Source organism: Aminobacter sp. Y103A, assembly GCF_030294925.1.
In the GTDB taxonomy this organism is placed as follows: domain Bacteria; phylum Pseudomonadota; class Alphaproteobacteria; order Rhizobiales; family Rhizobiaceae; genus Aminobacter; species Aminobacter ciceronei.
This window is the reverse complement of sequence record NZ_AP017986.1, coordinates 1,142,643-1,167,958: the sequence shown is the minus strand read 5'-3', so window position 1 is coordinate 1,167,958 and position 25,316 is coordinate 1,142,643. Positions and strand designations below refer to the sequence as shown.

At 61.3% G+C, this 25,316-nt stretch carries 20 protein-coding genes and 5 pseudogenes; 10 read left to right on the top strand and 15 right to left on the bottom strand.

Annotated elements, in window-relative coordinates; translation table 11 throughout:
- Positions 1–715: 715 nt before the first annotated feature.
- Positions 716–2,020, bottom strand: coding sequence for a lysine N(6)-hydroxylase/L-ornithine N(5)-oxygenase family protein (locus Amn_RS05660; RefSeq protein ID WP_027056518.1), 1,305 nt, complete (start codon positions 2,018–2,020; stop codon positions 716–718).
- 529 nt (positions 2,021–2,549) lie between these two features.
- Here Amn_RS05660 and Amn_RS05655 point away from each other — a divergent pair.
- Positions 2,550–3,323 (top strand): annotated as a pseudogene (locus tag Amn_RS05655) (GDP-mannose 4,6-dehydratase); the annotation flags it as partial.
- An 85-nt stretch (positions 3,324–3,408) separates the two neighbouring features.
- Here Amn_RS05655 and Amn_RS05650 read toward each other — a convergent pair.
- The gene (locus tag Amn_RS05650; RefSeq protein WP_036241273.1) at positions 3,409–4,254 is read right to left on the bottom strand and encodes a radical SAM/SPASM domain-containing protein; all 846 of its coding nucleotides are present in this window, start codon (positions 4,252–4,254) and stop codon (positions 3,409–3,411) included.
- A gap of 1,212 nt (positions 4,255–5,466) precedes the next feature.
- On the opposite strand from Amn_RS05650, the gene Amn_RS05645 reads away from it, so the two are divergent.
- Positions 5,467–6,210, top strand: coding sequence for an acetoacetate decarboxylase (locus tag Amn_RS05645; protein WP_286295102.1), 744 nt, complete (start codon positions 5,467–5,469; stop codon positions 6,208–6,210).
- A 33-nt stretch (positions 6,211–6,243) separates the two neighbouring features.
- Here Amn_RS05645 and Amn_RS05640 read toward each other — a convergent pair whose 3' ends face one another.
- Entirely contained in the window at positions 6,244–6,567 is a 324-nt protein-coding gene (locus Amn_RS05640) for a hypothetical protein (protein WP_286295101.1), read from the bottom strand.
- Positions 6,568–7,278: 711 nt separating this feature from the next.
- Between Amn_RS05640 and pyrE the strand changes: the two genes are divergently transcribed.
- Positions 7,279–7,875 carry an orotate phosphoribosyltransferase gene (gene pyrE / locus Amn_RS05635; protein ID WP_096453656.1) on the top strand — a complete coding sequence of 199 codons (597 nt, stop codon included), beginning with the start codon at positions 7,279–7,281 and terminating at the stop codon, positions 7,873–7,875.
- 1,042 nt (positions 7,876–8,917) lie between these two features.
- On the opposite strand, the pseudogene Amn_RS05630 reads toward pyrE, so the two are convergent.
- Positions 8,918–9,235: pseudogene (locus Amn_RS05630) on the bottom strand (NAD(P)/FAD-dependent oxidoreductase); the annotation flags it as partial.
- 76 nt (positions 9,236–9,311) lie between these two features.
- Between Amn_RS05630 and tnpA (Amn_RS05625) the strand changes: the two are divergent.
- Together tnpA (Amn_RS05625) and tnpB (Amn_RS05620) are read left to right on the top strand one after the other, a co-directional pair.
- Positions 9,312–9,713 (top strand): IS66-like element accessory protein TnpA, encoded by a 402-nt coding sequence (gene tnpA / locus Amn_RS05625; RefSeq protein ID WP_286288512.1) that lies wholly within the window; start codon positions 9,312–9,314, stop codon positions 9,711–9,713.
- Positions 9,710–10,057, top strand: a complete 348-nt coding sequence (gene tnpB, locus Amn_RS05620; protein WP_286288509.1) for an IS66 family insertion sequence element accessory protein TnpB — start codon at positions 9,710–9,712, stop codon at positions 10,055–10,057. Before tnpA (Amn_RS05625) ends, tnpB (Amn_RS05620) begins: the two co-directional genes overlap by 4 nt.
- Before the next feature lie 341 nt (positions 10,058–10,398).
- Here tnpB (Amn_RS05620) and Amn_RS05615 read toward each other — a convergent pair.
- Positions 10,399–10,713, bottom strand: a pseudogene (locus tag Amn_RS05615) (NAD(P)/FAD-dependent oxidoreductase); the annotation flags it as partial.
- A 79-nt stretch (positions 10,714–10,792) separates the two neighbouring features.
- Between Amn_RS05615 and tnpA (Amn_RS05610) the strand changes: the two are divergent.
- The 4 genes from tnpA (Amn_RS05610) (at position 10,793) to Amn_RS05595 (ending at position 13,829) form a co-directional block, all read left to right on the top strand.
- Positions 10,793–11,194, top strand: coding sequence for an IS66-like element accessory protein TnpA (gene tnpA, locus Amn_RS05610; RefSeq protein ID WP_286288512.1), 402 nt, complete (start codon positions 10,793–10,795; stop codon positions 11,192–11,194).
- The gene (tnpB, locus tag Amn_RS05605) at positions 11,191–11,538 is read left to right on the top strand and encodes an IS66 family insertion sequence element accessory protein TnpB (protein ID WP_286288509.1); all 348 of its coding nucleotides are present in this window, start codon (positions 11,191–11,193) and stop codon (positions 11,536–11,538) included. The genes tnpA (Amn_RS05610) and tnpB (Amn_RS05605) overlap by 4 nt, the downstream gene beginning before the upstream one ends.
- A gap of 93 nt (positions 11,539–11,631) precedes the next feature.
- Positions 11,632–13,215, top strand: coding sequence for an IS66 family transposase (gene tnpC / locus Amn_RS05600; protein WP_286297879.1), 1,584 nt, complete (start codon positions 11,632–11,634; stop codon positions 13,213–13,215).
- Positions 13,212–13,829, top strand: coding sequence for a plasmid pRiA4b ORF-3 family protein (locus Amn_RS05595; RefSeq protein ID WP_286288506.1), 618 nt, complete (start codon positions 13,212–13,214; stop codon positions 13,827–13,829). The genes tnpC and Amn_RS05595 overlap by 4 nt, the downstream gene beginning before the upstream one ends.
- Positions 13,830–13,867: 38 nt before the next feature.
- On the opposite strand, the pseudogene Amn_RS05590 reads toward Amn_RS05595, so the two are convergent.
- From Amn_RS05590 to nifH, 10 genes and pseudogenes are all read right to left on the bottom strand, one after another.
- Positions 13,868–14,182, bottom strand: a pseudogene (locus tag Amn_RS05590) (FAD-dependent oxidoreductase); the annotation flags it as partial.
- A 173-nt stretch (positions 14,183–14,355) separates the two neighbouring features.
- Positions 14,356–15,243 carry a universal stress protein gene (locus Amn_RS05585; protein WP_010913616.1) on the bottom strand — a complete coding sequence of 296 codons (888 nt, stop codon included), beginning with the start codon at positions 15,241–15,243 and terminating at the stop codon, positions 14,356–14,358.
- Between the two features lie 98 nt (positions 15,244–15,341).
- Entirely contained in the window at positions 15,342–16,046 is a 705-nt protein-coding gene (locus tag Amn_RS05580; protein WP_286295096.1) for a response regulator transcription factor, read from the bottom strand.
- 105 nt (positions 16,047–16,151) lie between these two features.
- On the bottom strand, positions 16,152–16,631 hold the full coding sequence (locus tag Amn_RS05575; RefSeq protein ID WP_096453648.1) for a NifX-associated nitrogen fixation protein: 480 nt from the start codon (positions 16,629–16,631) through the stop codon (positions 16,152–16,154).
- Positions 16,632–16,647: 16 nt separating this feature from the next.
- Entirely contained in the window at positions 16,648–17,145 is a 498-nt protein-coding gene (gene nifX, locus Amn_RS05570) for a nitrogen fixation protein NifX (RefSeq protein ID WP_010913613.1), read from the bottom strand.
- Positions 17,111–18,493 carry a nitrogenase iron-molybdenum cofactor biosynthesis protein NifN gene (gene nifN, locus Amn_RS05565; protein WP_286295093.1) on the bottom strand — a complete coding sequence of 461 codons (1,383 nt, stop codon included), beginning with the start codon at positions 18,491–18,493 and terminating at the stop codon, positions 17,111–17,113. The genes nifX and nifN overlap by 35 nt, the downstream gene beginning before the upstream one ends.
- Positions 18,494–18,502: 9 nt before the next feature.
- Positions 18,503–19,993, bottom strand: a complete 1,491-nt coding sequence (gene nifE / locus Amn_RS05560) for a nitrogenase iron-molybdenum cofactor biosynthesis protein NifE (RefSeq protein WP_286295091.1) — start codon at positions 19,991–19,993, stop codon at positions 18,503–18,505.
- A gap of 59 nt (positions 19,994–20,052) precedes the next feature.
- Positions 20,053–21,594 (bottom strand): nitrogenase molybdenum-iron protein subunit beta, encoded by a 1,542-nt coding sequence (nifK, locus tag Amn_RS05555; protein WP_286297875.1) that lies wholly within the window; start codon positions 21,592–21,594, stop codon positions 20,053–20,055.
- A 131-nt stretch (positions 21,595–21,725) separates the two neighbouring features.
- Positions 21,726–23,231, bottom strand: a complete 1,506-nt coding sequence (gene nifD / locus Amn_RS05550; RefSeq protein WP_286295089.1) for a nitrogenase molybdenum-iron protein alpha chain — start codon at positions 23,229–23,231, stop codon at positions 21,726–21,728.
- A gap of 104 nt (positions 23,232–23,335) precedes the next feature.
- Positions 23,336–24,229 carry a nitrogenase iron protein gene (nifH, locus tag Amn_RS05545; RefSeq protein ID WP_010913608.1) on the bottom strand — a complete coding sequence of 298 codons (894 nt, stop codon included), beginning with the start codon at positions 24,227–24,229 and terminating at the stop codon, positions 23,336–23,338.
- A gap of 371 nt (positions 24,230–24,600) precedes the next feature.
- On the opposite strand from nifH, the pseudogene Amn_RS05540 reads away from it, so the two are divergent.
- Positions 24,601–25,159, top strand: a pseudogene (locus Amn_RS05540) (transposase); the annotation flags it as partial.
- Positions 25,160–25,316: the final 157 nt, after the last annotated feature.

Here is a 25,316-nt window from a genome sequence, read left to right as displayed (position 1 = left end):
TTCCGGTTAGGGGCAGTCGGGCGCTGACCACGGAGACGATACTCCACGGCATGCAGACGGCGGCGCTAAGTGCGTTCCGCTCCGGGTGGATTGCAAGGCTTTGTTGTCCCTCCTCAATGGAGAGATCACCGAGGCCCGTAAAGGTCTGTCGATCCGGTCCGTCTGCATAGTAGTCACTGCCGAGCATGCTGTTGATGGTGCGACTGCCCGAAAGACGACCTTCGTGCAGCCTGACGCAACGCAAGCCGTGCGCAGCGCGAATCTTTGCGACAAGTTCCCGTTCGGGGCGGGCGATCAGGGAGGGCACGTCGCTGGCATCGGGTCCATCGATGCTCAAAAACGGGTACTGTCCGCAGAAGTTCGGCGCCAGACTGCCCATCCGAGGCCACGCCGGGTCCTCGGGTTCAATAAGCTGGTCCCGATCACTTACCTCACCGGTCCAGCCACCACTCGCTTCGCTATGGGCCCGGCCCCCCCCCCATGACGGCCGACGCAGCCATGGCCGCCAGGGCCACTGCGCACTTTCGAGCGAGCGACCTGGTACGGTTTCGACGACCCTGGGGCAAATGCACGCCCGCAGAATAAAGCGATGCGCCCATAATAGGTCCAAGGGCATGTTCAGCCACGATGAGTTCGGAGCGGGCTCCGGCCTTCGCCGCAGCGGAGGCGGATATCATTCCTTGGATGCCACCGCCGATGATCAGTAGTCGCTGAGTCATATCCCGCTGCCCATTTCTTCGGCTACCGGGTCGGGCCAGCTCTCGACGGTGGTACGGCTGATAAAGCCAAGATGCTCAGGGTTCGCGCACGGCGCGCGCTGTAGAAGGCTGTCAAGAATGCGGCGAGCTCGCCAGGCCAGCAGGCTTAGGTTCGGATCGGCCAGCCCGCGCTGCCCGGGATTGGCGTTCTGTACGAAGATGCGTCTGTCACGCGGTCCGTCCCAGCACACCGAAAAATCCGCGTTGATGACCAACTCATTGTCGGTCTGTTGCAGCCGATCCGCCATCGGTTCCAAAAAGCTTGGCACGGCGTTCTCGTAACCGGTGGCCAGGATGACGATGTCGGCCGTGACTTCTTCGACGTCGCCCAAGCCGCGCTGCAGCGTCAAGTTGTGACCCGCGCCGGCGTTGATGCAGCGCGAAACGTTGCAACCCGGCCGCAGTGCGATGTCACATAGGTCTGGCTCAAGAAATTCGTGGCGATACAGCGCCTGGTAGACGGCGCGCAAAGTGCGATCCGAAATACCATCCGAGGCGAGCACGAAACGCCGCAGGAACAGCTTGCGCTGCGGCTCGCTCATTGCCGCGAAACGATCCGAAAAACAGGGCATGAACAACTCGTTTGTGAACGGGCTGTTGTCGAGGGGCAGGTAGTTTTCGCGCTGCGAGACCCAGGTGATCGAGGCAGGCCGCCGTTCTCTTGGCCCACCGACCAAATGCAACAGTACCTCGGCTCCCGACTGGCCTCCACCAACGACGCAAACATGTTTTTGCCGCACCTCAGGATGGATGTGCAGCAAATCGGATGAATGGAACAGGTTGCGTCCGATCCAGCCCTGAAATTGAGGTGGAATCCATGCTTGCTTGCCGATGCCGACCACCAGGTCTCTGGCACTAAGCACCGCGTCGTCCGTCCGCACCCGAAACTCGCCATCATAGCGTATTTCGCGGACGGTCTCGCCGCCGCGCACAAGTGGGTTCCTGCGGAACGCCCAGTTCAGGTATTGCTCGAACTCAGCCCTGAGCACAGCATCGAACTGTGCATTCAGGAAGTGGTACAGACGCCCGTTCTCGTGCAGGTAGTTTATGAAAGTGTAGGCGGATCGCGGATTCACCAGCGTTACCAGATCCTTGACGTGGCTGACCTGGAGTTCTGAAGAGTCGAATGCGCTGCCTGGATGCCAGCGGAAGTCAACTTGCCGATCCAAGAACAATGCCCCGTGCCCGATTTGCTCGTGTATCTGACACGCAAGGCTCAAATTGGACGGGCCAGCACCGATCCCAATGCAAGAGAGATCCAGTTGTCCTGCCCCTGCTGACGCCTCCCAATCAGGCGCTATATGCGGCGAATGTCGGCCATGGCCGCTGGGCTTGCCCTTCCCGCACGCATCGTCGACACCGCAGGACTTGCAACAGTTTGTCCGCGCGTTCGTAGTATCGGGTGTGACGCCCGCGGATGCCGGCTCCGTGATGAGATCGGCACTCATGCCGGCGATATGTTGCGCGTGGCTGGCATCGAGAATCCCGCCTCGATGACCCCCGCGTGGTCAGTGACATGCTTTCGCAGCCTATCCCTCATTGCAATTGGGCTCAGTTGCCCGCCTCGACCGTGATGAGCCGACCTTCGGCCTGCTTGGCGACCAGCGAGGGCGCGGTCATGAGTGCGGCGACAGCATTTTCCCGTGGGTTTGATCATAGAAGACATCCGCTGCTGCGTTCGGGAGGGTCCCATGCATCGAACGTGCCAGAGCAAAACATGAGAAAAGCAACGGAAGCAGGTTTGCGATCCTGTCGAGTATCCGACATTGAGGCCGAAACCTTGCACCGGCTGCGCAAAGCCACGTGCAGTCTCCCTCGGGACCGGGAATACAGCGCCAATGCCGATACGCTCGGCACGCTGCTGCTGCCGAGCGATCCGCATTCTTCGTCTCGAGAAAGAAACGCGGTTCTACCAGGCGTCAACTTCCGAACTCTTTGGTTCGGTCCAGGGCATCCCGCAGCAGGAGAGCACTCCGTTTTATCCACGCTCGATCTATGCGGTGGCGAAGGTCTACGCCTACTGGATCACCATGAACTACCGCGAGGTATACGGGCTCTATGGCATCCTGTTCAATCACGAAGGGCCGACGCGCAGCGAAACTTTCATCACGCGCAAGGTGACGCGTGCGGTGGCTCGATCATGGCCGGCAAACAGGACTGTCTCTATCTCGGAAACCTGGAAGCAAAGCGCGACTGGGGCTCGGCGCGCGCCTATGTCGAGGGCATGTGGCGCATCTTGCAGCATCAACCTGACGATTTCGTGCTTGCAACCGGCGAGACACACACGGTCCGCACCTTTGTCGGGGCTTGCCTTCAGGCGAGTCGAAAAGGAGATCGTCTGGGAGGGCGAAGGCGTTGACGAGGTGGGCCGTGAACGCATGAGTAATCAAGCGCTGATCCGGATCGACAAACGCTGTTTCGGGCCAATCGAGGTTGACCTGCTGATCGGCGATGCCTCCAAGGCAGCCGACAAAACTCGATTGGAAGCCGAAGACCACTTTCGATGAGTTCGTCTCGGAAATGGTCGAGGCTGACTGCCGCGCCTACGGGATCGTGTTAGCGTGACGTGAAAACACGATGACTTCGCGGGCATGTGCATCTTGCCGTTTCAGGGACGTCGGCATTTCAGGCCCGCCGCGGTCAGCCGGCGTCAGTCAGTTCTATCGTTTGGATCGGCAAACTCACACATCCTGCAAAGCAGAAAACCAGCCGCTCCATTCATGCGATCGACGATTTCGCAAAAAACTGGGCTTTTAAAGAGATCGCCATATTCGTCGCATAGTAGGTTGCCCAATACGTGACGCCGCTCAAAATCCATGGAGCAGAGAGTGACCTCGCCGTTTGGAAGGAGTACATTCCGATACTGCCGTTCGTCCACGCATATCAGCGCTCCGACGACTGGCTGCCGTGGTTCTACAATCTTAGGGTCTACGCTTCCACCCCTGCTGCTCACCGGTCGCGCGCGAACTAGGGCTTGGGCAGGGATAATGTCGGCGATATCGGGATGGGGCTCACCCAAAACCACGAATCGGATCGAAGGGATGTCGGCGTCGACGAGTTGACCAACCAAATCGCGATACTTGGCTCCGACAAGGCGGCTATTCATGTGGGCGCCATCATCAAAAACATGAACCACGAATACCCCCAACCGCAGCGCCTGCAAGCGTTGTAGATCCTGCCCCTTCATTCCCACAAGCGTCGTGAAAATCCTGATGCCGTGGCCTTTGGCGGAAGCGTGCTCGACCATTTCGGTGCAATCCGGATTGAGCCATGGCTCAGAATACCCGGCAAAACTAATGTCGACGGAGGCTGGTACGCGCGCCAGACAGCGCTTGAAATCTCCAAGACTAAGATGCTTCGTATCAGATACCTTTCTTTGCCGGTCAGCGAACTTGTCCTGCGGACAATATGAACATCCCACGATGCATCCTGTGGTCGTCGTTATCTCCAAAACTCTGCCGGCTGGGATAGCAGAGCGCAGTTCCGGTAAAATCATTCGTTGTGACTCCCACTCGTCTTGGTCATGCATAACGTCCAGAATGGTGTCTTTGGCTTCATGACACCGACGGTCAAGACAGTCCGAATGAGCCCAGCCATCTCCGCCTTGGCAGCAGTCAACAGCCGGTTTCCTCAATCGGCCGAGCGGACTATCAACGAACTTTGGGCGCATCGGCGCGGCAGGGCGGCGCAACCGCAAAGTCGCGCGTCAGCCGTTGCCAAGGGTGTAGCCGTGACCGTTGAGCGAACGCGCCGCCGAGATGGCGCAGCAGACCATCAATCGTCTCGCGTTCTTATGCGGTCAGCCCCGACTCAATATTGCCGCATCTCTAGCAAAGGCCGTGCCAGCGCGCTTAGCCGCGCAACTGCACGAGTAGGCTTCGAGAAACCTCACGCCCAAGGCGGCCGGTTGTTTTGGACCAGACATGTTTTTTGTCGCTGTCAGCTTTTGGACATGCATTTCAGACGCTTGAGGACAGACTTGGCTGTCTCCCCTGCGGTAATGTTGGCGTCGGCTCATCATCTAGCATCATTCCGGCGCCGGCTGTGTGCGCGGAAGATCTACACGACCTGACCGCCGCGTGCAGCGATTGCCTGCCGGCTCATAGCTGATCTTTTCTCCTGAAGCCGGCGATGAGGCCGGGCCGTCGAGTGCGTGCTGCCGGATGCTGCGTAAGCTGTTTCGCTAGACGGCGGATACCGCGTCACCTCCATATTTTCGCGACAGAGGTTTGGTGGCGTCGCGGGCCTTGCTGCTACATCACCGCAGTGCTCGGGAATTCGTATCTGATCCGCGTGAGGCGAAGACCTTCTCTCTCGACTGGCTCGCCGAGGCCGTCTGTCCTGCTAGCCTCGAACGATTTCTCATTTGGCATGGCGCATGCGCGTCGATCCGCAAACCCCGTCGAGGAGAAATCGGAGCTGGCCGCCACTCCACCTCCTCCTACCACGAGGGCAGACGGGAAGCAGCGCCTTCAAATGAGGAACAAAATCACTTTACCTCGAATCTTGCCTCTCGATCACAACCGGAGCCATGGAACCGCGTCCGCGACCATCGCCTCGCGCCCCAAGGCAATTGCCCAGCGCAAATGGCTACGCGCGATTACGCCATGCATCCCTTACGAGGCTGCGACAGCACCTCGGAGAGCCTCGCCGCCATCATGCAGACCGATCTAAGCCCCACCTGATCCAGCACAAAGGAATTTCGAACATGCACCAAGATACCGTCCGTGGGAAAGCTTTCGCCATGCCCCTGATCAGCCCGGCCTACCCGGCCGGCCCATATCGCTTCGGCAACCGGGAGTATCTGATCATCACATATCGCACCGATCCGCAGAAACTGCGCGACCTTGTGCCGGAGCCGCTTCAGGTGTGCGAGCCTCTGGTCAAATTCGAGTTCATTCGCATGCCGGACTCGACCGGCTTTGGCGACTACACTGAAAGCGGGCAGGTCATCCCGGTCTCCTTCCGAGGCCGCAAGGGCAGCTACACCCACTGCATGTTTCTCGACGACCATCCGCCGATAGCGGGCGGACGCGAGTTGTGGGGCTTTCCAAAGAAGCTCGCTAGCCCAACGCTCCGAACCGAGACGGATACCCTTGTTGGCACGCTGGACTACGGGCCGGTCCGCGTCGCGACGGGTACCATGGGCTACAAGCACCGAGCCGCCGACCTCGCGAGCGTGAGGGCCTCGCTCGCTGAACCGAACTTCCTCCTCAAAATCATCCCGCATGTCGACGGCACGCCGCGCATCTGTGAGCTCGTGGAATATCATCTAGAGGACGTCCATCTGAGGGGCGCCTGGACCGGGCCGGCAGCCCTGAACCTCTGGTCGCATGCGCTTGCCCCCGTCGCCGAACTGCCGGTGCTGGAAGTAGTCTCGGCCGACCACTTCGTCGCAGATCTCACGCTCGCGCTAGGGAAGGTCGTCCACGACTATCTCGCGAAAGCCTAGCCTCGCCATCGGAAAGGAAGAAACCATGAACTTTTACAGTGATATCTCATTGAACCAACGCGATGGGGAGCCGGTGGCCGGCTTCTCGACAAGGTGGCGCTGATCACCGAAGCCGCGAGCGGGGTCGGCAAGGATAGCGCGGTTCGCCCGCGAGGGAGCAAGAGTGGTCCGCGGATCTTGATCACAGCGAAGTCTAACAACGGCGTCCGGGATCGATCGGTTGACAGAAAATGGTTGCCAGCGAGAGGGGCAGGTGGAAAGCAGCTGATGCAGGCGATCGAAACCTTCGGGCGCCTCGATGTCCTGGTTAGCAACGCCGGCGTCCAGAACGTAGCGCCGCTTGTCGAGTTCTGCCACCAGGCACTTCCCGCCCGTGATAGGCTCCATGTCACGGTGTCGGCGAACTCAATGCCACCAAAATCAGTGTAAGGCTCGGTCTGCTGTTCGGCGTCTGCCTCAGAGGCAGACGCTCGCCCTGTCGCCGATATCGCGTCGAGACTCGGCCTGCAGGGGAGGTGGACTACGGCCTACCTTGGACTTTGCTGCTGGCTTTTACCGTCGTCAGACGAAGCGAGCCGAATGTTGCGCCGCGGTGCTGATGAACGAAATTCTCGCGACTCGACCTTTACCTCGCCTTTACGAGGAGGTTGCACGAAAAGCGCGGCCTTGCCCACTCGTACCACAAGAGTGACACGGGGCCGACATGGCGGCCGAAACGCTCACCTCATGCGCAACCTGGTTAAGAAGCTGGCGCAAACGGGGCCGAGCGTGGCGGAACTCGAGGGGACGAGGATGAAACGCCCAAATCCTCAAAGAGACGGCCCGCGTCGAAAAAACCCGTGCCTAGCCGAGATTGGGCAAGGGCCAGGAGCCAAGGCTACCCAGCCGTAGCGAAGCCCGTGATCACGCTTAGGCACCCAATAACGATAATGGAAAAATCTGCGCGAAACGGTCGCACCGGTATTGACATTAATTGACACACCCCGCGAACACTTGCATAAGCCACATAGCGGTAGTGACTAGGTGCATGCCGCAGCCAATTTTTTCCCTACGGGCGAGGTCTGATCTATGGCGGCACTGGCGAAATTCAGACCAGTTGATTCCGGCCAACACGACAAGGACGAACTCCGCGAGATTGTCCGTGAGCGCTCTTTTCGATTCGGACGCTACACGCTCTCGTCGGGCATAGAGAGCGACATCTACTTCAATATGAAGCCTACCATGATGGTGGCGCGAGGCGCGCAACTTGCCGCTCTTGAATTCCTAAAAATAGCTGAGCAAGTGAAAGCAGAGTACGTCGGCGGTCTTGAAATGGGAGCGGTCCCCGTAATCGGATCGATGGCGGCTGTCAGCTCGATGATGAACAAACCCATAAACACGATCTTCGTTCGCAAAGTTCCAAAGGCCCATGGCACAAGGGACGTGATTGAAGGACTTGGGCCTAAAGAAGATCTCGAGGGAAAAGTGGTCCTGATCGTTGACGACGTTGCCACAAGCGGCAAGTCGATATTGAAGGCGATTGAAGAGGTTCGCCGCGTCGGCGGCATTGTGGGTGACGCTGCTTGCCTCGTGGACCGTGACGAGGGAGCTACGGCGCTGCTAGCCCAACATGGCGTCACGCTGCACTCCGTACTGCATGCGAGCGAATTTGTGGAACGCCACTGACAATCTCATACAACGTCTTTCCGGCGACCTAGCCTTAGAGGACATTCCGCCGCTTTGCAGTGAGTGCAGGCGCCTCGCGAGTAAGAGCGATTGCCCCTGCCCATCCTCCCTGCTTTTGGTGCAACATATGCTCGCTGCCGTTCACCAGCGGCTTGACGCCATTGACTACCTCTCAGAGCAAGGCGCCATAAGACTGAAGGCTTTTACCGATTATCTGGCGGCGGTCGTTCGAATAGCTTCAGAGAGCGGCGACGCGGTACCCTGGATTGATCTAGCAACCCGGTTTAGCGCTCTTTTCGGTCCCGACGAGGTTGCCCATTGATCTCGCGCTTATTGCTTTTTCGTGGAACGAGCAGCTCGTCGGCAAATGCGTCATCGATCGCCAGCGGCGTGCCGGCGCATATGCGAGCGAAAAGCGCCGAGCTGCCGGTGATGAATCTCGAACGTGACGACGCCGATTGGCGCGATGCGCGTTGGCTCGGGGCCCTCGTACCCAAGCATGGGTGCGTTCCCATTCCGCGGCATCATGCTCGCGATCCCGTCTGTGCCGTTCTCAAGCAAGCGAGCTCGAGCGAACCGCCCCGGGTTGCGGATTTCGACAATCGTTGGTGGAGTTGGCTGGCGAATTGGCGCGTTCGGCCTTCGGTTGGAAGACCGGCTTGAGGCGGGCCAACGAACGGAATTGGCGAAGCCACGCTGGAGTATGCCTTCACTGGGGTCGCGTCCCTGCACGTGCTGTAACGTAGCTTTAGCGAAGCCGCTCGCGAGCGCGCCCTCATAGCGCCGAGCGGGCGAGCGGCTTCGGGACAGGGCGCAGAGGCTGGGTAGACTTGGCCGGGCTCACCTCACCCGGTCCAGCCACGACATGCATCGCCAAAGGCAAGGAACCCGCTGACCGCGCCCGCAAGGGGGGAGATTGGCCGTCATCGCTGCTTTCGCCAATCTCCAAGGCCAGAATTATGGAGCCGCCAGGGAAGCTGCCGGTCTCCCCCCTTGCGGGGGAGATGGCCGGCAGGCCAGAGGAGGTGCCGTCGCGCCAGCGTTAGATCACATTCAATTCCCTGAACGCCCGCCCTTCAGCGACACGGCTGTACCCAAACGCCGAGCAGTCCACCGTGCGGTAGCCGCCGTGCACGATCAGCTCGGCCAGCGCCTTGCCGACCGCCGGCGCCTGCTGCAGGCCGTGGCCGGAAAAACCATTGGCGAAGAGGAAACTCTTAACCTGCGGATGCGGGCCGATCACCGCGTTCTGGTCGAGCGTGTTGTAGTCGTAATGGCCGGCCCAGGCGCGTGTCGGCTTGATCGCCTCGAAGGCGGGAATGCGGGTCGCCAGCACCGGCCAGATCACCTCTTCGAACGTATCCCTCCGGTGAGGACCGCCTTGCGGGCTGAGGGCGAACGTCGGAAGTCCTAGGGATAATCCTAGGAGTAGCCCTATGACGATGCCGCGGGTGGAGGTGATCACGTCGGTCGAGAGACGCCGGCGGTGGTCGCGTGAGGAGAAGGAGAGCCTGGTCGCGGCGTCTCTTGAGCCTGACGTGTCGGTGTCGGAAGTCGCGCGATCGGCGGGCATTCACGTCAGCCAACTCTTTCGATGGCGCAAGGACCTGTGTGATCGGGTCGATGCCGGTCCCTCGCAATTGGTCGCGGTCGAGATCGTTCCTGCTGCTGCGCCGCCCGCCGTTGAGGCGCCGGCGCCATCGGCGTCTCCCGGCCGACGTCGCCGCAAGAGCGGCATCATCGAGATCGAGCTTGGCGGCGGGCGCCGCGTCCGCGTCGATCGCGACGTAGATGCCGAGGCGCTGCGGCGCGTTCTGGACGCGCTCGGGTCCCGATGATCCCGGTTCCGAGCGGCGTGCGGGTATGGCTGGCGACCGGCCACACCGACATGAGGAAGGGCTTTCCGGGCCTGGCGCTGGTGGTGCAGGAGACGCTAAAGCGTGATCCGCACAATGGTCATCTGTTCGTCTTCCGCGGCCGTCGCGGCGATCTGATCAAGGTTCTGTGGCACGACGGCCAGGGCGCCTGCCTGTTCTCGAAGAAGCTCGAGCGCGGCCGCTTCATCTGGCCATCGCCGGCCGACGGCGCAGTCACTATCACGCCGGCCCAACTCGGCTATCTGCTCGAAGGCATTGATTGGCGCATGCCGCAGAAGACCTGGCGGCCGACGGCGACCGGCTGACGATTTTGGCCTTGCACATGGCGGTGGATGTGATTCCATCGATTGGTGTCCGCCGCTGAATCGCTCCCTTCCGACCTCGCCGCCGCCCACGCGATGATCCTCGCGGAGCGCGCCGCGCGCGTTGAGGCCGAAGCCCTTGCCGCCCGCGCGGCGGCGGCCACGACATGCATCGCCAAAGGCAAGGAACCCGCTGACCGCGCCCGCAAGGGGGGAGATTGGCCGTCATCGCTGCTTTCGCCAATCTCCAAGGCCAGAATTATGGAGCCGCCAGGGAAGCTGCCGGTCTCCCCCCTTGCGGGGGAGATGGCCGGCAGGCCAGAGGAGGTGCCGTCGCGCCAGCGTTAGATCACATTCAATTCCCTGAACGCCCGCCCTTCAGCGACACGGCTGTACCCAAACGCCGAGCAGTCCACCGTGCGGTAGCCGCCGTGCACGATCAGCTCGGCCAGCGCCTTGCCGACCGCCGGCGCCTGCTGCAGGCCGTGGCCGGAAAAACCATTGGCGAAGAGGAAACTCTTAACCTGCGGATGCGGGCCGATCACCGCGTTCTGGTCGAGCGTGTTGTAGTCGTAATGGCCGGCCCAGGCGCGTGTCGGCTTGATCGCCTCGAAGGCGGGAATGCGGGTCGCCAGCACCGGCCAGATCACCTCTTCGAACGTATCCCTCCGGTGAGGACCGCCTTGCGGGCTGAGGGCGAACGTCGGAAGTCCTAGGGATAATCCTAGGAGTAGCCCTATGACGATGCCGCGGGTGGAGGTGATCACGTCGGTCGAGAGACGCCGGCGGTGGTCGCGTGAGGAGAAGGAGAGCCTGGTCGCGGCGTCTCTTGAGCCTGACGTGTCGGTGTCGGAAGTCGCGCGATCGGCGGGCATTCACGTCAGCCAACTCTTTCGATGGCGCAAGGACCTGTGTGATCGGGTCGATGCCGGTCCCTCGCAATTGGTCGCGGTCGAGATCGTTCCTGCTGCTGCGCCGCCCGCCGTTGAGGCGCCGGCGCCATCGGCGTCTCCCGGCCGACGTCGCCGCAAGAGCGGCATCATCGAGATCGAGCTTGGCGGCGGGCGCCGCGTCCGCGTCGATCGCGACGTAGATGCCGAGGCGCTGCGGCGCGTTCTGGACGCGCTCGGGTCCCGATGATCCCGGTTCCGAGCGGCGTGCGGGTATGGCTGGCGACCGGCCACACCGACATGAGGAAGGGCTTTCCGGGCCTGGCGCTGGTGGTGCAGGAGACGCTAAAGCGTGATCCGCACAATGGTCATCTGTTCGTCTTCCGCGGCCGTCGCGGCGATCTGATCAAGGTTCTGTGGCACGACGGCCAGGGCGCCTGCCTGTTCTCGAAGAAGCTCGAGCGCGGCCGCTTCATCTGGCCATCGCCGGCCGACGGCGCAGTCACTATCACGCCGGCCCAACTCGGCTATCTGCTCGAAGGCATTGATTGGCGCATGCCGCAGAAGACCTGGCGGCCGACGGCGACCGGCTGACGATTTTGGCCTTGCACATGGCGGTGGATGTGATTCCATCGATTGGTGTCCGCCGCTGAATCGCTCCCTTCCGACCTCGCCGCCGCCCACGCGATGATCCTCGCGGAGCGCGCCGCGCGCGTTGAGGCCGAAGCCCTTGCCGCCCGCGCGGCGGCGGTCAGTTCCGGGACGGAGGCGCTGATTGCACGACTGAAGCTGGAGATCGAGAAGCTCAGGCGCGAGCTCTATGGCAGCCGTTCGGAACGCAAGGCCAGGCTGCTCGAGCAGATGGTACTACAGCTCGAGGATCTGGAGGCGGACGCATCGGAGGACGAACTCGCTGCCGAGAGGGCGGCGTCCCAGACACAGACGGTTCGCTCATTCGAGCGCCGGCGCCCGTCGCGCAAGCCGTTCCCGGAGCATCTGCCGCGCGAGCGCGTGGTAATTGCCGCACCCGAGAGCTGCCCGTGCTGCGGATCGGTCCGGCTGTCTAAGCTGGGCGAGGACGTCACCGAGACGCTGGAGGTGATCCCGCGCCAGTGGAAGGTGATCCAGACGGTGCGCGAGAAGTTCTCGTGCCGGCAGTGCGAGGCGATCACGCAGCCACCGGCGCCGTTCCACGTCACGCCGCGCGGCTTTGCCGGCCCGAACCTGCTTGCCATGGTGCTGTTCGAGAAGTTCGGCCAGCACCAGCCGCTGAACCGGCAGAGTGAGCGTTATGCCCGCGAAGGCATCGAGCTGAGCCTGTCGACGCTGGCCGATCAGGTCGGCGCATGCGCGGTGGTGCTGCGTCCGCTGCATGCGCTGATCGAGGACCATGTGCTCTCGGCAGAGCGGCTTCACGGCGACGACACTACGGTGCCGATCCTGGCGAAGGGCAAGACGACCACCGGTCGAGCCTGGATCTATGTCCGCGACGATCGGCCCTTCGGCGGTGCATCACCACCGGCAGCCCTGTTCTACGCATCCCGCGACCGGTCCGGCGATCATCCAGAGCGGCACCTACGGCAGTTCACCGGCATTCTGCAGGCCGACGCCTATGCCGGCTACAACCGGCTCTACCTCCGCGACCGCAAGCCCGGACCGGTGACGGAGGCGCTCTGCTGGAGCCATGCGCGGCGCAAGTTCTTCGTGCTTGCCGACATCGCCGCCAATGCTCGTCGGGGAAAGGCCGCGCCGCCGATCTCGCCGATCGCCTTCGAAGCCGTCAAACGCATCGATCTCCTGTTCGACATCGAGCGCGACATCAACGGCTTGGCTGGCGAGCAGCGTCTTGTCGTCAGGACCGAAAGAAGCGCGCCGCTCGTCGCCGAGCTGGAAGCATGGATGCGTGGCGAGCGTGCCAGGCTCTCGCGCCACGCCCCGGTCGCCCAGGCGATCGACTACATGCTCAAACGCTGGGCGGGCTTCGCTCGTTTCCTCGAAGACGGGTGCATCTGCCTGACGAACAATGCTGCCGAACGGGCGCTGCGCGGCTTGGCTCTCGGCAGAAAGTCGTGGCTCTTCGCTGGGTCGGACCGTGGCGCCGATCGCGCGGCCGTCATGTATACCCTGATCGGCACGGCAAAGCTCAATGATGCTGACCCGCAGGCTTGGCTCGCCGATGTGCTCGCCCGCATCGCCGACACGCCGCAAAGCCGGCTGTCCGAACTCCTGCCGTGGAACTGGAAGGCGCAATCTGCAAGATTGGCGGCATGAGCCACGCCGATCGCATCGCCCGCATCAGGATCCAGCTCGATGACTGGCAGCCAGCCATCTGGCGGCGCGCCGAGGTGCCGCTGACGGCAACGCTCAAGGCCTTGCACGACGTAATCCAGGCGGCCATGCCGTTTGACGACTATCACCTGTTCGAGTTCCGCGCCGACGGAAGGCGCTACGCCATCCCTAATCCCGAATGGGATAGCCTGCGCGATAAAACCTACTCGGCGAAGACCTTGCGGCTCGGCTCGCTGGTCGATCGCGGCATCATGCAACTGACCTACACCTACGACTTCGGTGACGACTGGAGGCACACGATCACGATCGAGGCGGTCGCCGATGCCGATCCCGCCGCCGAGTATCCCCGCTACATCGACGGCGCCGGCCGCGCCCCACCCGAAGATGTCGGCGGCATCCCCGGCTTCGAACTGTTCCTCGACGCCATCGCCGATCCCAAGCACGAGCAGCATCGCGAACTCAAGCGCTGGCACGGCCGTCCGTTCGATCCCGCACATGCCGATGAAGACGAAATCCAAACCCGGATGAAAAAGCTCGCCAGACGCCGCGCTCTCGGCAAGGTCGGCTTCGAGAAAAGCCGTAGTCAGGCACGCTGACAATCCAAGGCGGCCGCGGCCCCCACCGGAGGCTTACCTTCGAACAGCGGCCAGTCGACCTCGAAATCGGTGGGGTCGGCCGGGCCGTCGCCTTCTTCCGGTTCGGCGCCGCCAGTGAGATAGACCGAGCCTTCCGGCCGGACATAGATGCCGGAGGGATCGACCAGCAGCGGCATATCAGAATATTTGTCGCGCGCCTCGAAGACGAAGACGTTGCGCTTGCGCGGCTCGACCGGCAACACCAGCCCCGCCATGGCAGCCACCGCGCCGGCATTCGGCCCGGCTGAGTTGACGACGATGCCGACTTCCAGCCTGTCGCCATTGTCGAGGCTGACACTGGTCACGCTCTGGCCGTTCCACGCCTTGCGCATGACTGGAGAGATTTCCGGCGGGCGTCGCCTCCCGAGCAATGCTTTTCATGTTCGTTACTCTTCGTAAGATCGATTATTTCGATGGAGCCCCCTCTACGTATGAATGCAGGCGTCACAGTAGAGCTTTGAACAGCATCGGTGCGGGTCCGGAACCGTCATCGAGCCAAAAACAGCGGCAATGTCGGCTTTTCAAAGATCCATCTGGTCACACCGCCAAAGAGCCGCTCACGCAGCCGACGGCTGCCATAGGCGCCCATGACGATCATGTCCGCAGAAATGTCGATTGCGTGCTGCGCAAGGACCGTGGCCGCCGATTTGCCGGCACTTGGCAGGAGGTCAACCGACACCCGAGCACCGTGCCGAGTGAGATAGGCAGCGATGTCGGCTCCAGGCTCCGCGCCGTTCCCGTTGTAGTTGGCCTTCGGATCGACCAGGGCGACACGAACTTCCTCAGCAACGCATAGGAGGCCCAGCGCTTCTCGAACCGCACGGGACGCCTCGACTCGCGAATCCCAACCGACCAGGACGCGCCGTGGCCACAGCGTCGCCTCAGCCCCCTTCGGCACAACGAGCACCGGCTTTCCCGTATCGAACAAGCAGCCGTTGACCACAGGAGGTCCGAGATTCTCGTCGTTGAGGAGCCCTGGTCCGACAATCGTGAGGTCGGCGCAGAGCGCCCGCTGTCGTGCCACTTCACCGAGGCTGGCCGGATCGTAATAGTCGGTGTCAACGTCATAGGCGAGCGACATAGATTCCAGCAGTTTCTGGATATCTCTGGAGTGTCTTTCCAGTCTGACCGCGTCCTGTGTAAATCGATCGATTTGCCGAAACCGATCGTTCAATCTGGCAATTGCCTGTCCACGTCCTGCCGGCCACTCGGAGACACCATCTCCGATCCGCCGATGCGACATAAGGAGCATCGGAGCGGGTATAATCAGTACGGAAAGGTGTGCGCCGATTTCCGCACACAAGCCGGCAGCAGTTCTGACGTCCTGATCGGAATGGTCAGCGCCGGTCAAACAGAGTACCGTTTTAAAGCCCATTTTCCTGTTTCTTCCTGAGTATCCGTTGAGGGCGTTTCAGGCCGCAAGACCGGCTCACAGCGCGAGGAAAGGGAGTGGCACCACACTCGGCACTCAATTCAGCCGTCCAGCTTCTCGAGCGAGTAGCCGGCCGACCTGACGGTACGGATGACGATACCCGTCGAGGCCGCCTCCAGAGCCCTTCTGAGCCGACTGATGTGGACGTCGACTGTGCGTACACCGACATGGATATTGGCCGGCCAGGCCCCGCCGATCAGCTCGTCCCTACTGAAGACCTTGCCGGGCGCCTCGAGCAAATGCCGCAGCACGTTGAACTCGATCGGTCCGAGATGGATGTCATGGCCATTGCCGCAAACCCGGTGGGCATCGAGCTTCATCTCAACGCTGCCATAGGAAAGCCAGCTGTTGTTTTCAATCGCGTTTGAACCCGGCTTCGGCAGCGCCAGCCTCGTCCGCAGACAATCGAGCAGCTTGGCCGGCGCCACAGGCCGCACAAAGCTCTCGTCAATGCCGGCCTTCAACAGATCGAGGTGCTGGTTCTCGGCGCCGGGCGCGATCAGGGCAATGATGGGCAGGCCGCCGGTTCGGGGCTCCCGCTTGAGCCGGGCGCAGATTGCGGACCCGGTAAGGCTCGTTGAACCGCAGTCCAGCACCACGGCCTGGAAGTCGCGATCGTCGGCCATTGCAAGTGCTTCCTTCGCACCGCCTGCCGGCTCACTGACGAACCCGTCCACCTCCAGTATGTGGCTGAGGAACAGATAGAACTCCGCATCTTGCGAACAGATCAGGACGCGTGGCTTCATCAGCGCTACCCCGAGAACCAAATTGGCCTCGACCGCGTCGGCCGCGTGGGCTGGCCATCGCGGCTCCTCAAGGCCTGACATGACCCTCTTGCTCGAAAATCGGTTTCATGCCCGTGCCACCTCGGGATAGGCGTCGATGGCTGCGATGGCATCGTCGACCAGTTTCGTACCGGCCGCGGCGAGTTTGCAGAACGTCTCGAAGCCGAACCGATGGACGTCGCGCACGGTCTTGGACAAAACGACCAGCCGCCCGGCGGTGAAAAGCACGCGCCCGAACCCCTCATGGCTCATTTCGATCATCGGCGATGCCATCAGGCCGGAGCGCTCCTCGATGGCAAGGGCGACGGCAGTGTAAAACTTGTCGAGCCTCCACAGCACGTCCGGATCGGGATCGCCGATTATTGGAATCGTACGGCGCTGTTCCTTGCTGACGATGAAGTCGGCCAGCAACTCGGCATCCGCTGTGCCGTCCCATGACCCGTGGGTATCCTGAGCACGGATCAGCCGCACGAGGCATTTGACGAATGGGCTGGCAAGGGCGGCCTCGTCATCGTTGACAGCAGGGCTGATCGCGACTTCAAACATTTTGCACTTCCTCGTTTTAGTCCTCGTCCTCGAAGGAGGGTTTCTTTTCGGCGACACCAGCTTCGGCCAGCACCTTGCGCAGCCAGGGCGGAGGACACGTTCTCAGCATCATCTGCGTGCGCAACAGCACCTCTTGGATGGTTTGTGGCTGCGGCACCTTGATTGGATGGATTTTTGCCGAAATAACCTTGGCTGCCGAAGGCCCGCCGATGGCCAGACAAAACAGCAGATGGCAGCCCTTCAGCGCCTCCACCTTCGGCGTGACGCGGTCATCGCCCTCGGTCCGACGCTTCCCGCTCTCATCGGAAACGTCATCGAAGGCCACGGCTTCCACGAGATGCCACTCCTCGCGCGTCACGTCGTAGACAGCAAAGCGCTTGGCCGACCCGAAATGGGCATTGAGATTCGTCATGTCTTGCGTGGCGATGGCTACGCGCAATGCGCCTGCCCGTCGGTCCGTCATCGGTGCGTGAACCTCGTCAGTGACGAGTGAGAGGCGACGAACGGAGCTCATCTGGCATTTCTCGTTTCCGGAATGGATCAAGCGCCTCAGGCGTCGGCGCGTGCTGGTTGGCCTGAAAGATATTGGCAACATCGAAGATCAGGTCGCGGGTCCCCCGATAGAGGATTGTGAGCTTGTGCTGGCTGCCAAGCCGGTCGAAGATCGGGAAGCCGACGCGCATGAGCGGAATGCCAAGGCGTCGCGACGCCTGGCGACCGTGGGAATGTGTTACGAGAAGATCCGCGCCCGCTGCAAGAGCTTCCAAATCGCCGAGATCGCCGATCTGAACCCACTCCGCCGGTACTTTCTGCAGAATCTTCGACAGATCGGTCGTCGTGACCGCCGCCGCGATGTCACAGCCCATGCCGGTGAAGAAGGTTGCGAGTTGATAGAGTTGGTCTGGTTCAGCAGCGATCGCAATTTTCTTGCCTCCGAAATGGAAATGTCCGTCGAGCAATGCATCCTCCAATTGCGCCCGGTGACGGCGAACCCGGGCCGGCACCGCCGCGCCCGAAACCGCCGATAGCAGCGAGACGAACCGGTCGACGGCCTTCAATCCGGTCAGCGACTGGAACACCGCGTAAGGCACGCCGGTCAACCCGTGCAGCGTTTTCGCCGGGTGGCGCATGTGCTCGCCGATGACGATGCATTGCGCGGCCGTGCCAAGCTCGCGGATTTCCTCGACGCTGGTGCCGCCATAGGTAGTGGTTACCCAGCGGTCAGGAACCGTGCCGTCGAGTGAGCCGGAGACGTCCGGAAGAATAACCGGCCTGAGACCAAAACTTTCAACCATGTCACGCAAATGCTCGACGTCAGCGACAGTGAGGTTGCATCCGGGCAGGATCGCGATCTTCTTCGGCTGCCGCGTCCGTTCGCCCGACCGTGTAATCCCTTCGATCATCGCCGCGACAGCCTTGGCCCAGCCCTCTTCGATCGCGCCGTCAAAATCGGGCGTGTTGGCGAGCACGACCTCCGTACCCGCGAGCTCTTCCACGTGCTTCAGCTTGACGTTGGCGATATCACTCGCGCAATCTTCGCCACGGGTCTCCACCAGCGCGGTCGTGCACACCCCTATCAGCTTTGGCTTTGTGCGGGTTTTGAGGTTGAGGATCGCCTCTTCCAGATGGTCCGCTCCGCCGAGTATGGTTGCCACCTCGTCCAACGCCGTTGTCTGCAAGGGGATCGCTTCCTTGAAATGCCGCACGAAGAGCACGAGCGCGAAGCTGGTGCAGCCTTGGCTGCCGTGGAACAGGGGCATCGCACCCTCGACTCCAAGAAAAGCGAAGGCGGCACCCAGCGGCTGCGACGACTTCAGCGGGTTGACCGCCGCTGATTTGATTTTGCGAAGGATGCGGACCATCGAATTTCCTCATCGGTCGCCGAAGCGGTGAGCCATCGCGCCGGCGAATTCATTGAAAGCGTTCACAGTCGCTGTCCCGTTCTTCGCGCTCGCCAGATCGTCCTCCCTGGCAGGCTGGCAATCCCATGGCGCCGGCTCCCGCACCTGACCCCAGATCGGGTTATGAATGGCGAGGTCAATCTGCCGGACAAGTTCCACCATGCCGTCATAGCCGGCATAAGGATGTTGGCGCTCCTGGTTGATATCGAGCCAGGGTGTCTTGGCCTTCAGGGCGACGAATTGCGTACGCCCGCCCGACAGCATGATGTCGGCCTTGTGTTTTGAGAGCATGGCGTAGAGATCGCGCGCTGCCATCTGCTCGAACATGTGGTTTTCGTCCTTGAGGATCCGTTTGATCCGCTCCTTGTCTTCGACTGTGGATTTCTTGACCGAGGTGCCGACGATCTCCATGCCGATCTCCATCAGCGCGTGGACGACCGACCAGGACTTCACACCGCCCGTGTTGAGCAGCACGCGCTTGCCTTGAAGCCGCCGGCGGTAGGCCTCGAGCTTCTTCCACGCAATCGCCTCCTGCTCAGCAATCAGCGTCTCCGTGCGATCGAGGATCTCCGCATCGGCGCCCTTCCTCACCAGCAGCTCAGCAATGTTGCGAAGTGCTTCCGAGGTATCGGTTATGCCGTAGAAAGAGCCCTCGAAGAACGGGATGTCCCAGCGCTCCTCCATCTTGCGGGCCAGATTGATCAGTGCGCTCGAGCACACCATCATAGCCGCCCGGGCGCGGTGCGCGGATGCAACGTCGATGTAACGCGCATCGCCCGGTATGCAGGCGCGCACCCGGATGCCAAGCCGATCAAGCAGCGGCTTCACCAGCCAGAATTCGCCGGAGAGGTTGAATTCGCCAAGGATGTTGATGTCGTAGGGTCCGGCGTCGTCCGGTTCCACCGTGCCGATGACATGATCAAGCAACGCTTCGGCGGCGAGCTTGTTGCCGAGGTTCTTGGAGCCGGCCAAGCCCGGCGCGTTGATCGGCACCACGGCCAGACCGAATTTTTCGGCCGCGCGTTTGCACACGGCCTCGATGTCGTCGCCGATCAGCGCCGTCACGCAGGTCGAATAGACGAAGACTGCCGGCGGCGCATATGTTTCCTTGATCTCGCGGATCGCCTTGAATAGCTTCCGCTCGCCCTGCCCCATCACGATGTCGAGTTCGGTGAGGTCTGTTGTGAAGCTTGTCCGCCACAGGGTTGGCCCGGACGAAGCTGCGCCTCTGTTGTCCCAGGAATTGCCCTCGCAGGCGAGCGGCGCATGGACCAGGTGCGCAACGTCGGTGATCGGCTGCAGGACGATCTTGGCGCCGTCAAAGGCGCAGCCGCCGGCTGACGCCCCGGGGGTCAGCGGCTTCGAGCAGCCCTCCTTGCGCGCCTTGGCATCCTTGCCGCGGTTGGTATCGCAGGCGGGCTCGTCGAAAACGTCCTGGATCTTGGCACTGAGCGAGGTCATTGCGTCAGTCTCCGAAGTCCATTGGGCATGGGCGGCCTCGGCGAAAGGCCGGCACGGGCTTAGCGGGTGAGGTCATAGGAATAGTCCGTCACGCCTGTTTCGCTCGTCTCGCGATCGAGCTTGTCGAATATCTTGTCGAGGATCGTCGTCAGCACGCGTAATCCACCCTGGTAGCCCATGAGGGGAAAGCGATGGTGATGGTGCCGGTCGAAGATTGGAAACATCAGCCGGATCAGCGGCGTGCCGGTGTCGCGCTCCAGATACTTGCCATAGGAATTGCCGATCAGCAGGTCCACCGGCTCTGTAAACAGCAGCGAACGCATCGCCCAGAGATCCTTGCCCGCCCAGATCTGGGCATCCTGGCCGAAGGACGAGGATGCAAGCAATTCCTTCATCTCGGCCTCCCAGGCCGATGTCCCGTTGGTCGCGAGGCAATGTGTCGGCTCGCCACCGGTCTCCATGACGAAGCGGGCCGTGGCGTAGACGAAGTCCGGATCCCCATAGATTGCGTACTTCTTGCCGTGCAGCCATGACTGGCTGTCCGCCATGGCGTCAACCAGTCGGCCGCGCTCCATCCGGATTGCCTCGGGGATCTCCTGGCCGGAAATCGCCGAGACCTTCATCAGGAATTCGTCGGTCGCCTGGACACCCAGCGGATAGTGGAAGGATGCCGTCGCTTGCCCGACCTCGTCGCAATATTCCAGCGTCTTGCGGGTGTTGTAATGCTGCAGCGACAGTGTCGCCTCCGCGTTGAGTGCGCCTTTCAAGTCTTCGATCTTCGTGCCACCGTCATACATGCGGTATTCGCCGTCAGACGGCGTGTCGAACTGGTCTGAGGCGTCTTGAATGACGGTATAAGTGACACCCATCAGGTCGAGGAGGCGCTTGAGTTCTCGGTTGTTTCCGACGCAGAATCCGTCGAAGCCTGGAATGATGTTGATGGTCCCAGCGGCTTGCGAGCGCTCGCTGCCCTTCCAGAAATGCTCCAGCACGCCCTTCACCATGCCGTCATAGCCATCGATATGGCTGCCGACGAAGGCAGGCGTATGCGCGAAAGGCACGTCGAAGTCGCTCGGGACCGAGCCTTCGTTCTTGGCGTTCTCGATGAAGCTCCGCAGGTCGTCGCCAATGACTTCAGCCATGCAGGTGGTCGAGACGGCGATCATCTTGGGGTCGTAGAGCTTGTAGGTATTGGCGAGTCCGTCGACCATGTTCTTCAGGCCGCCAAACACTGCCGCGTCCTCGGTCATCGAGGAGGAAACCGCTGACGAAGGCTCCTTGAAATGTCGCGACAGATGCGAGCGGTAGTAGGCAACGCAGCCCTGGCTACCGTGGACGAAAGACATGGTGCGCTCGAAGCCCGCGGCCGCGAACACCGCACCGAGCGGCTGGCAGGCCTTGGCGGGGTTTATGACAAGCGCCTCGCGAGCGAGGTTCTTTTCGCGGTATTCCCAAGTCTTGGTCAATTCGCCTTGATCGGTGACGATCTGATCAGGGTGCGGACATTCGAAATTCAGTTTCTTGTCGGCAAGCATTTGTCTGTATTCCGGCTCGCGGAACAGGGGAGCATGGTCGAGAACTTTTTCGGCCGATTGCGGCATGGTGGTCACCTTTTCCATCTGGCTGCGGCAAGCGGCAGCACAGAGACATCAAAGCGTTAAAGGGCATCCCGCGTGGATCGAGCGCGCCCCAAGCATTTATCGGCCTCCCTGCCAGGGAGGCAGGCCAGTCCTCATTCGGCGGCGACCGCCGTCGGCGGCGCGTCCTTCATCTTTTTCCACGGCGCGCGGTAGAGATCCCAGACCGGGTTGTTGATGGCCAGATCCATGTCGCGGGCGAAAATGGCGAAGCCGTCATAGCCGTGATACGGGCCGGAATAGTCCCAGGAGTGCATCTGGCGGAACGGGATGCCCATCTTCTGTACCGGGTACTTCTCCTTGATACCGGAGCCAACGAGATCCGGGCGGATGCCTTCGATGAACTTCTCCAGCTCATAACCGGTGACGTCGTCATAGACGAGCGTGCCACTCTTCACGTAATGGCCGGTGCGCTGATAGTCGTCGTTGTGGGCGAATTCGTAGCCGGTGCCAACGATCACCATACCGAGGTCTTCGTAGGCAGTGATGACGTGACGGGGGCGCAGGCCGCCGACATAGAGCATCACCGTCCTGCCTTCGAGGCGCGGTTGGTACTTCGCGATGACGGCATCGACCAAGGGCCGGTACTTGGCGATGACCTTTTCGGTCTTCTCCTCGATTTCCGGGCCGAAGTGTTTGGCGATGTTGCGCAAGGAGGCCTCGATCTGGGAGGGGCCGAAGAAATTGTATTCCATCCAGGCGATGCCGTACTTTTCCTCCATGTGCCGGCAGATGTAGTTCATCGACCGGTAGCAGTGGATCAAATTGAGCTTGGCCTTGGGCGCGCGCTCTATCTCGGCGAGCGTGGCGTCGCCCGACCAGTTGCCGACCACCCGAAGTCCAATCTCCTCAAGCAGGATTCGCGAAGCCCAGGCATCGCCGCCAATGTTGTAGTCGCCAACGACGTTGACGTCGTAAGGGCCGGACTCGAACGGGACATCGTCCTTGTCGAAGACCCAATCGCGGATCGCATCATTGGCAATGTGGTGGCCGAGCGATTGTGAAACGCCGCGGAAACCTTCGCAGCGCACCGGTACAATCGTCTTTTCGTGCTCCTTGGCCTTCTTGCGCGACACTGCCTCGATATCGTCCCCGATCAGGCCGATCGGGCATTCGGACTGCACCGAGATGCCCCCACTGAGCGGAAACAAGTCCTCGACCTCGTCGATGATCTTTTCCAGCTTCTTGTCGCCGCCGAAAACGATGTCCTTCTCCTGGAAGTCGGAGGTGAACTGCATTGTCACGAATGTGTCGATGCCCGTCGTGCCGACGTAATAGTTGCGGCGTTGCGACCAGGAATATTGCCCACAGCCGACCGGCCCGTGCGAGATGTGGACCATATCCTTGACCGGACCCCACACCACGCCCTTGGAGCCGGCATAGGCGCAGCCGCGGATTGTCATCACGCCCGGAATGGATTTGATGTTCGATTTGACGTCGCATTCGGAAAGGCCCTTGTCCTCCCCTCCGGCCTCGTCCTTGCTCGTTGCGACACTGAGGTGCTTCTTGCGACGCTTCGCCGCCTTGTCTGGATATTGGGACAGCACGTCTTCGATAAGCTTCGCATGCAAGGCGCCGTCATTCTCATAGTCGAGGCCCATGGGACCTGCCCCTTTCAAGGTTCGGGTAACGCCTCGCCGACGAGGCCTTGTTTCGTAGAAAGGGGCGTCAGGTCACGGTCTGCGCCCCCTGTCGGTAGCGGCGATTACTGAGCGACGGCCAATTTCGCTTCCTTGGCCTGAAGCTCGGCAAGCATCTGCTCGTCCGTCTTCATGATGCCGAAGTCGAGCAGCATGTCCTCGAGCTCCTCCATGGTGATTGGGGTCGGGATGGTGCCCTGGCCCGAATTGCCATGGATCTTCTCGGCCAACGCGCGGTACTCCCCTGCCTGTTTGGAGTCCGGCGCATACTGGATTACCGTCATCTTTCTCAGTTCGGCATGCTGGACGATGTTGTCGCGCGGCACGAAGTGGATGAGCTTGGAATTGAGCCTGGCGGCCAGCGCCTCGGAGAGGTCGAGCTCGCGGTCGGTCTGGCGCTCGTTGCAGATCAGCCCGCCGAGCCGCACGCCGCCCGAATGGGCATATTTCAGGATACCCTTGGCGATGTTGTTGGCGGCATAGAGCGCCATCATCTCGCCGGACATGACGATGTAGATTTCCTGGGCCTTGTTTTCGCGGATCGGCATCGCGAAGCCGCCGCACACCACGTCGCCCAGCACGTCGTAGGAGACATAGTCGACATTGTCATAGGCGCCGTTCTCCTCGAGGAAGTTGATAGAGGTGATGACGCCGCGGCCGGCGCAGCCGACACCCGGCTCGGGGCCGCCGGACTCCACGCACTTGATGTCTTTGTAGCCGATCTTGAGCACGTCCTGGAGTTCAAGGTCTTCCACAGAACCTTCCTGGGCGGCGAGATGCAGAACGGTATCCTGCGCCTTTGCGTTGAGGATCAGGCGGGTGGAGTCGGCTTTGGGATCGCAGCCGACGATCAGGATTTTCTGTCCGAGGTCGACCAGGGCGGCTAGCGTATTTTGAGAGGTGGTGGACTTGCCGATGCCTCCCTTTCCGTAGAATGCGATCTGACGCAGGCCTGACATGTTGCTTTCCTTCCTTCTTTCCATCCATAGCGGCTACCCGCGACTTGAATGCCGGTCGGCAGATCCCGCCGCCTCGCACCAATCGTTTCAAAACTCGTGCCAATTTGGCTGGTTGGATCGAAGAAGAAATTTTATGATTGCTTTTCAGCTGTTTAACATTTGGCAAAAATATTAAATTGGCTAAATAAACTTGTGTCGCGGGCCCGACAAAGGCGACAGGAGATGTCGGATAGCGTTGAGTGAGACGTCGGCCGCGGAGCCCGGAAAGAAGCTAGTTGTCAAAATCTGATGGAGTAGATGCCCCCTCCCGACGCCATCGCAATGTGCCAGTTTGGTGATTGCCAGAATCGACCAAGACAGAGACGGCATCCATGGAAGTTACCATCATTGGAAACGATCTCGCAAAGCGGGTCTTCCAGGTTCACGGCGCGGCGAGTGACGGGAAGGTTGTCTTTCGCAAGAAGCTGTCGCGCGCAGTTGCTGCCGTTTCTCGCCGGACAGCCCCGGTGCACGGTGGCGATGGAAGCGCGACCGCCCACGACTGGGGGCGTACGATCGGCGGGCTCGGGCATGCGGTCCGGCTCCTGCCGCCGGTCTATGTGAAGTCCTTTGTAAAGCGGCACGCGGAAGCGGCCCTCAGGCCGACAATGCGCTTCGTGGCTGTCAAAACCGAGGAGCAAGAGGCGCGGTCGATGATCTTCCGCACGCGCGACCTCTTGGTGCGCCAGCGCACGCAGCTGATAAACGCCCTGCGCGGCCACCTCGCCGAAGCACGGGGTCGTCGCCCCACACGGCCCGGCCCACGTGAAGCGCCTTGCGGATGCAATCGAAGACGAGGAAGGCCTCATCCAGCCGATCGTCCGCGACGTTGGTCGTCTCTACCTCCAGCAGATCGCCATCTACAGCGAGAAGATCGCCGAGCTCGAGAAGACCCTCCCTTGGCTGTAGATCATCTGGGAGCTCGTCCCGCTGGATTTGGCGCGCTGAAGGAGCGGGGATCAGCCAAATCCGCGAGCGTTCCAAGTGGATTCTGTCCACTCTATCTGAGTTTCAGCCATCTTGCCCTCCCGAGCATTCCTTAACCCGC

Coding starts and splice junctions, on each gene's coding strand:
- Amn_RS05650 (WP_036241273.1), bottom strand. CDS start 4,254: ATGATTTTACCGGAACTGCGCTCTGCTATCCCAGCCGGCAGAGTTTTG.
- Amn_RS05645 (WP_286295102.1), top strand. CDS start 5,467: ATGCACCAAGATACCGTCCGTGGGAAAGCTTTCGCCATGCCCCTGATC.
- pyrE (WP_096453656.1), top strand. CDS start 7,279: ATGGCGGCACTGGCGAAATTCAGACCAGTTGATTCCGGCCAACACGAC.
- tnpA (WP_286288512.1), top strand. CDS start 9,312: ATGACGATGCCGCGGGTGGAGGTGATCACGTCGGTCGAGAGACGCCGG.
- tnpB (WP_286288509.1), top strand. CDS start 9,710: ATGATCCCGGTTCCGAGCGGCGTGCGGGTATGGCTGGCGACCGGCCAC.
- tnpA (WP_286288512.1), top strand. CDS start 10,793: ATGACGATGCCGCGGGTGGAGGTGATCACGTCGGTCGAGAGACGCCGG.
- tnpB (WP_286288509.1), top strand. CDS start 11,191: ATGATCCCGGTTCCGAGCGGCGTGCGGGTATGGCTGGCGACCGGCCAC.
- tnpC (WP_286297879.1), top strand. CDS start 11,632: ATGATCCTCGCGGAGCGCGCCGCGCGCGTTGAGGCCGAAGCCCTTGCC.
- Amn_RS05595 (WP_286288506.1), top strand. CDS start 13,212: ATGAGCCACGCCGATCGCATCGCCCGCATCAGGATCCAGCTCGATGAC.
- Amn_RS05585 (WP_010913616.1), bottom strand. CDS start 15,243: ATGGGCTTTAAAACGGTACTCTGTTTGACCGGCGCTGACCATTCCGAT.
- Amn_RS05580 (WP_286295096.1), bottom strand. CDS start 16,046: ATGAAGCCACGCGTCCTGATCTGTTCGCAAGATGCGGAGTTCTATCTG.
- Amn_RS05575 (WP_096453648.1), bottom strand. CDS start 16,631: ATGTTTGAAGTCGCGATCAGCCCTGCTGTCAACGATGACGAGGCCGCC.
- nifX (WP_010913613.1), bottom strand. CDS start 17,145: ATGAGCTCCGTTCGTCGCCTCTCACTCGTCACTGACGAGGTTCACGCA.
- nifN (WP_286295093.1), bottom strand. CDS start 18,493: ATGGTCCGCATCCTTCGCAAAATCAAATCAGCGGCGGTCAACCCGCTG.
- nifE (WP_286295091.1), bottom strand. CDS start 19,993: ATGACCTCGCTCAGTGCCAAGATCCAGGACGTTTTCGACGAGCCCGCC.
- nifK (WP_286297875.1), bottom strand. CDS start 21,594: ATGCCGCAATCGGCCGAAAAAGTTCTCGACCATGCTCCCCTGTTCCGC.
- nifD (WP_286295089.1), bottom strand. CDS start 23,231: ATGGGCCTCGACTATGAGAATGACGGCGCCTTGCATGCGAAGCTTATC.
- nifH (WP_010913608.1), bottom strand. CDS start 24,229: ATGTCAGGCCTGCGTCAGATCGCATTCTACGGAAAGGGAGGCATCGGC.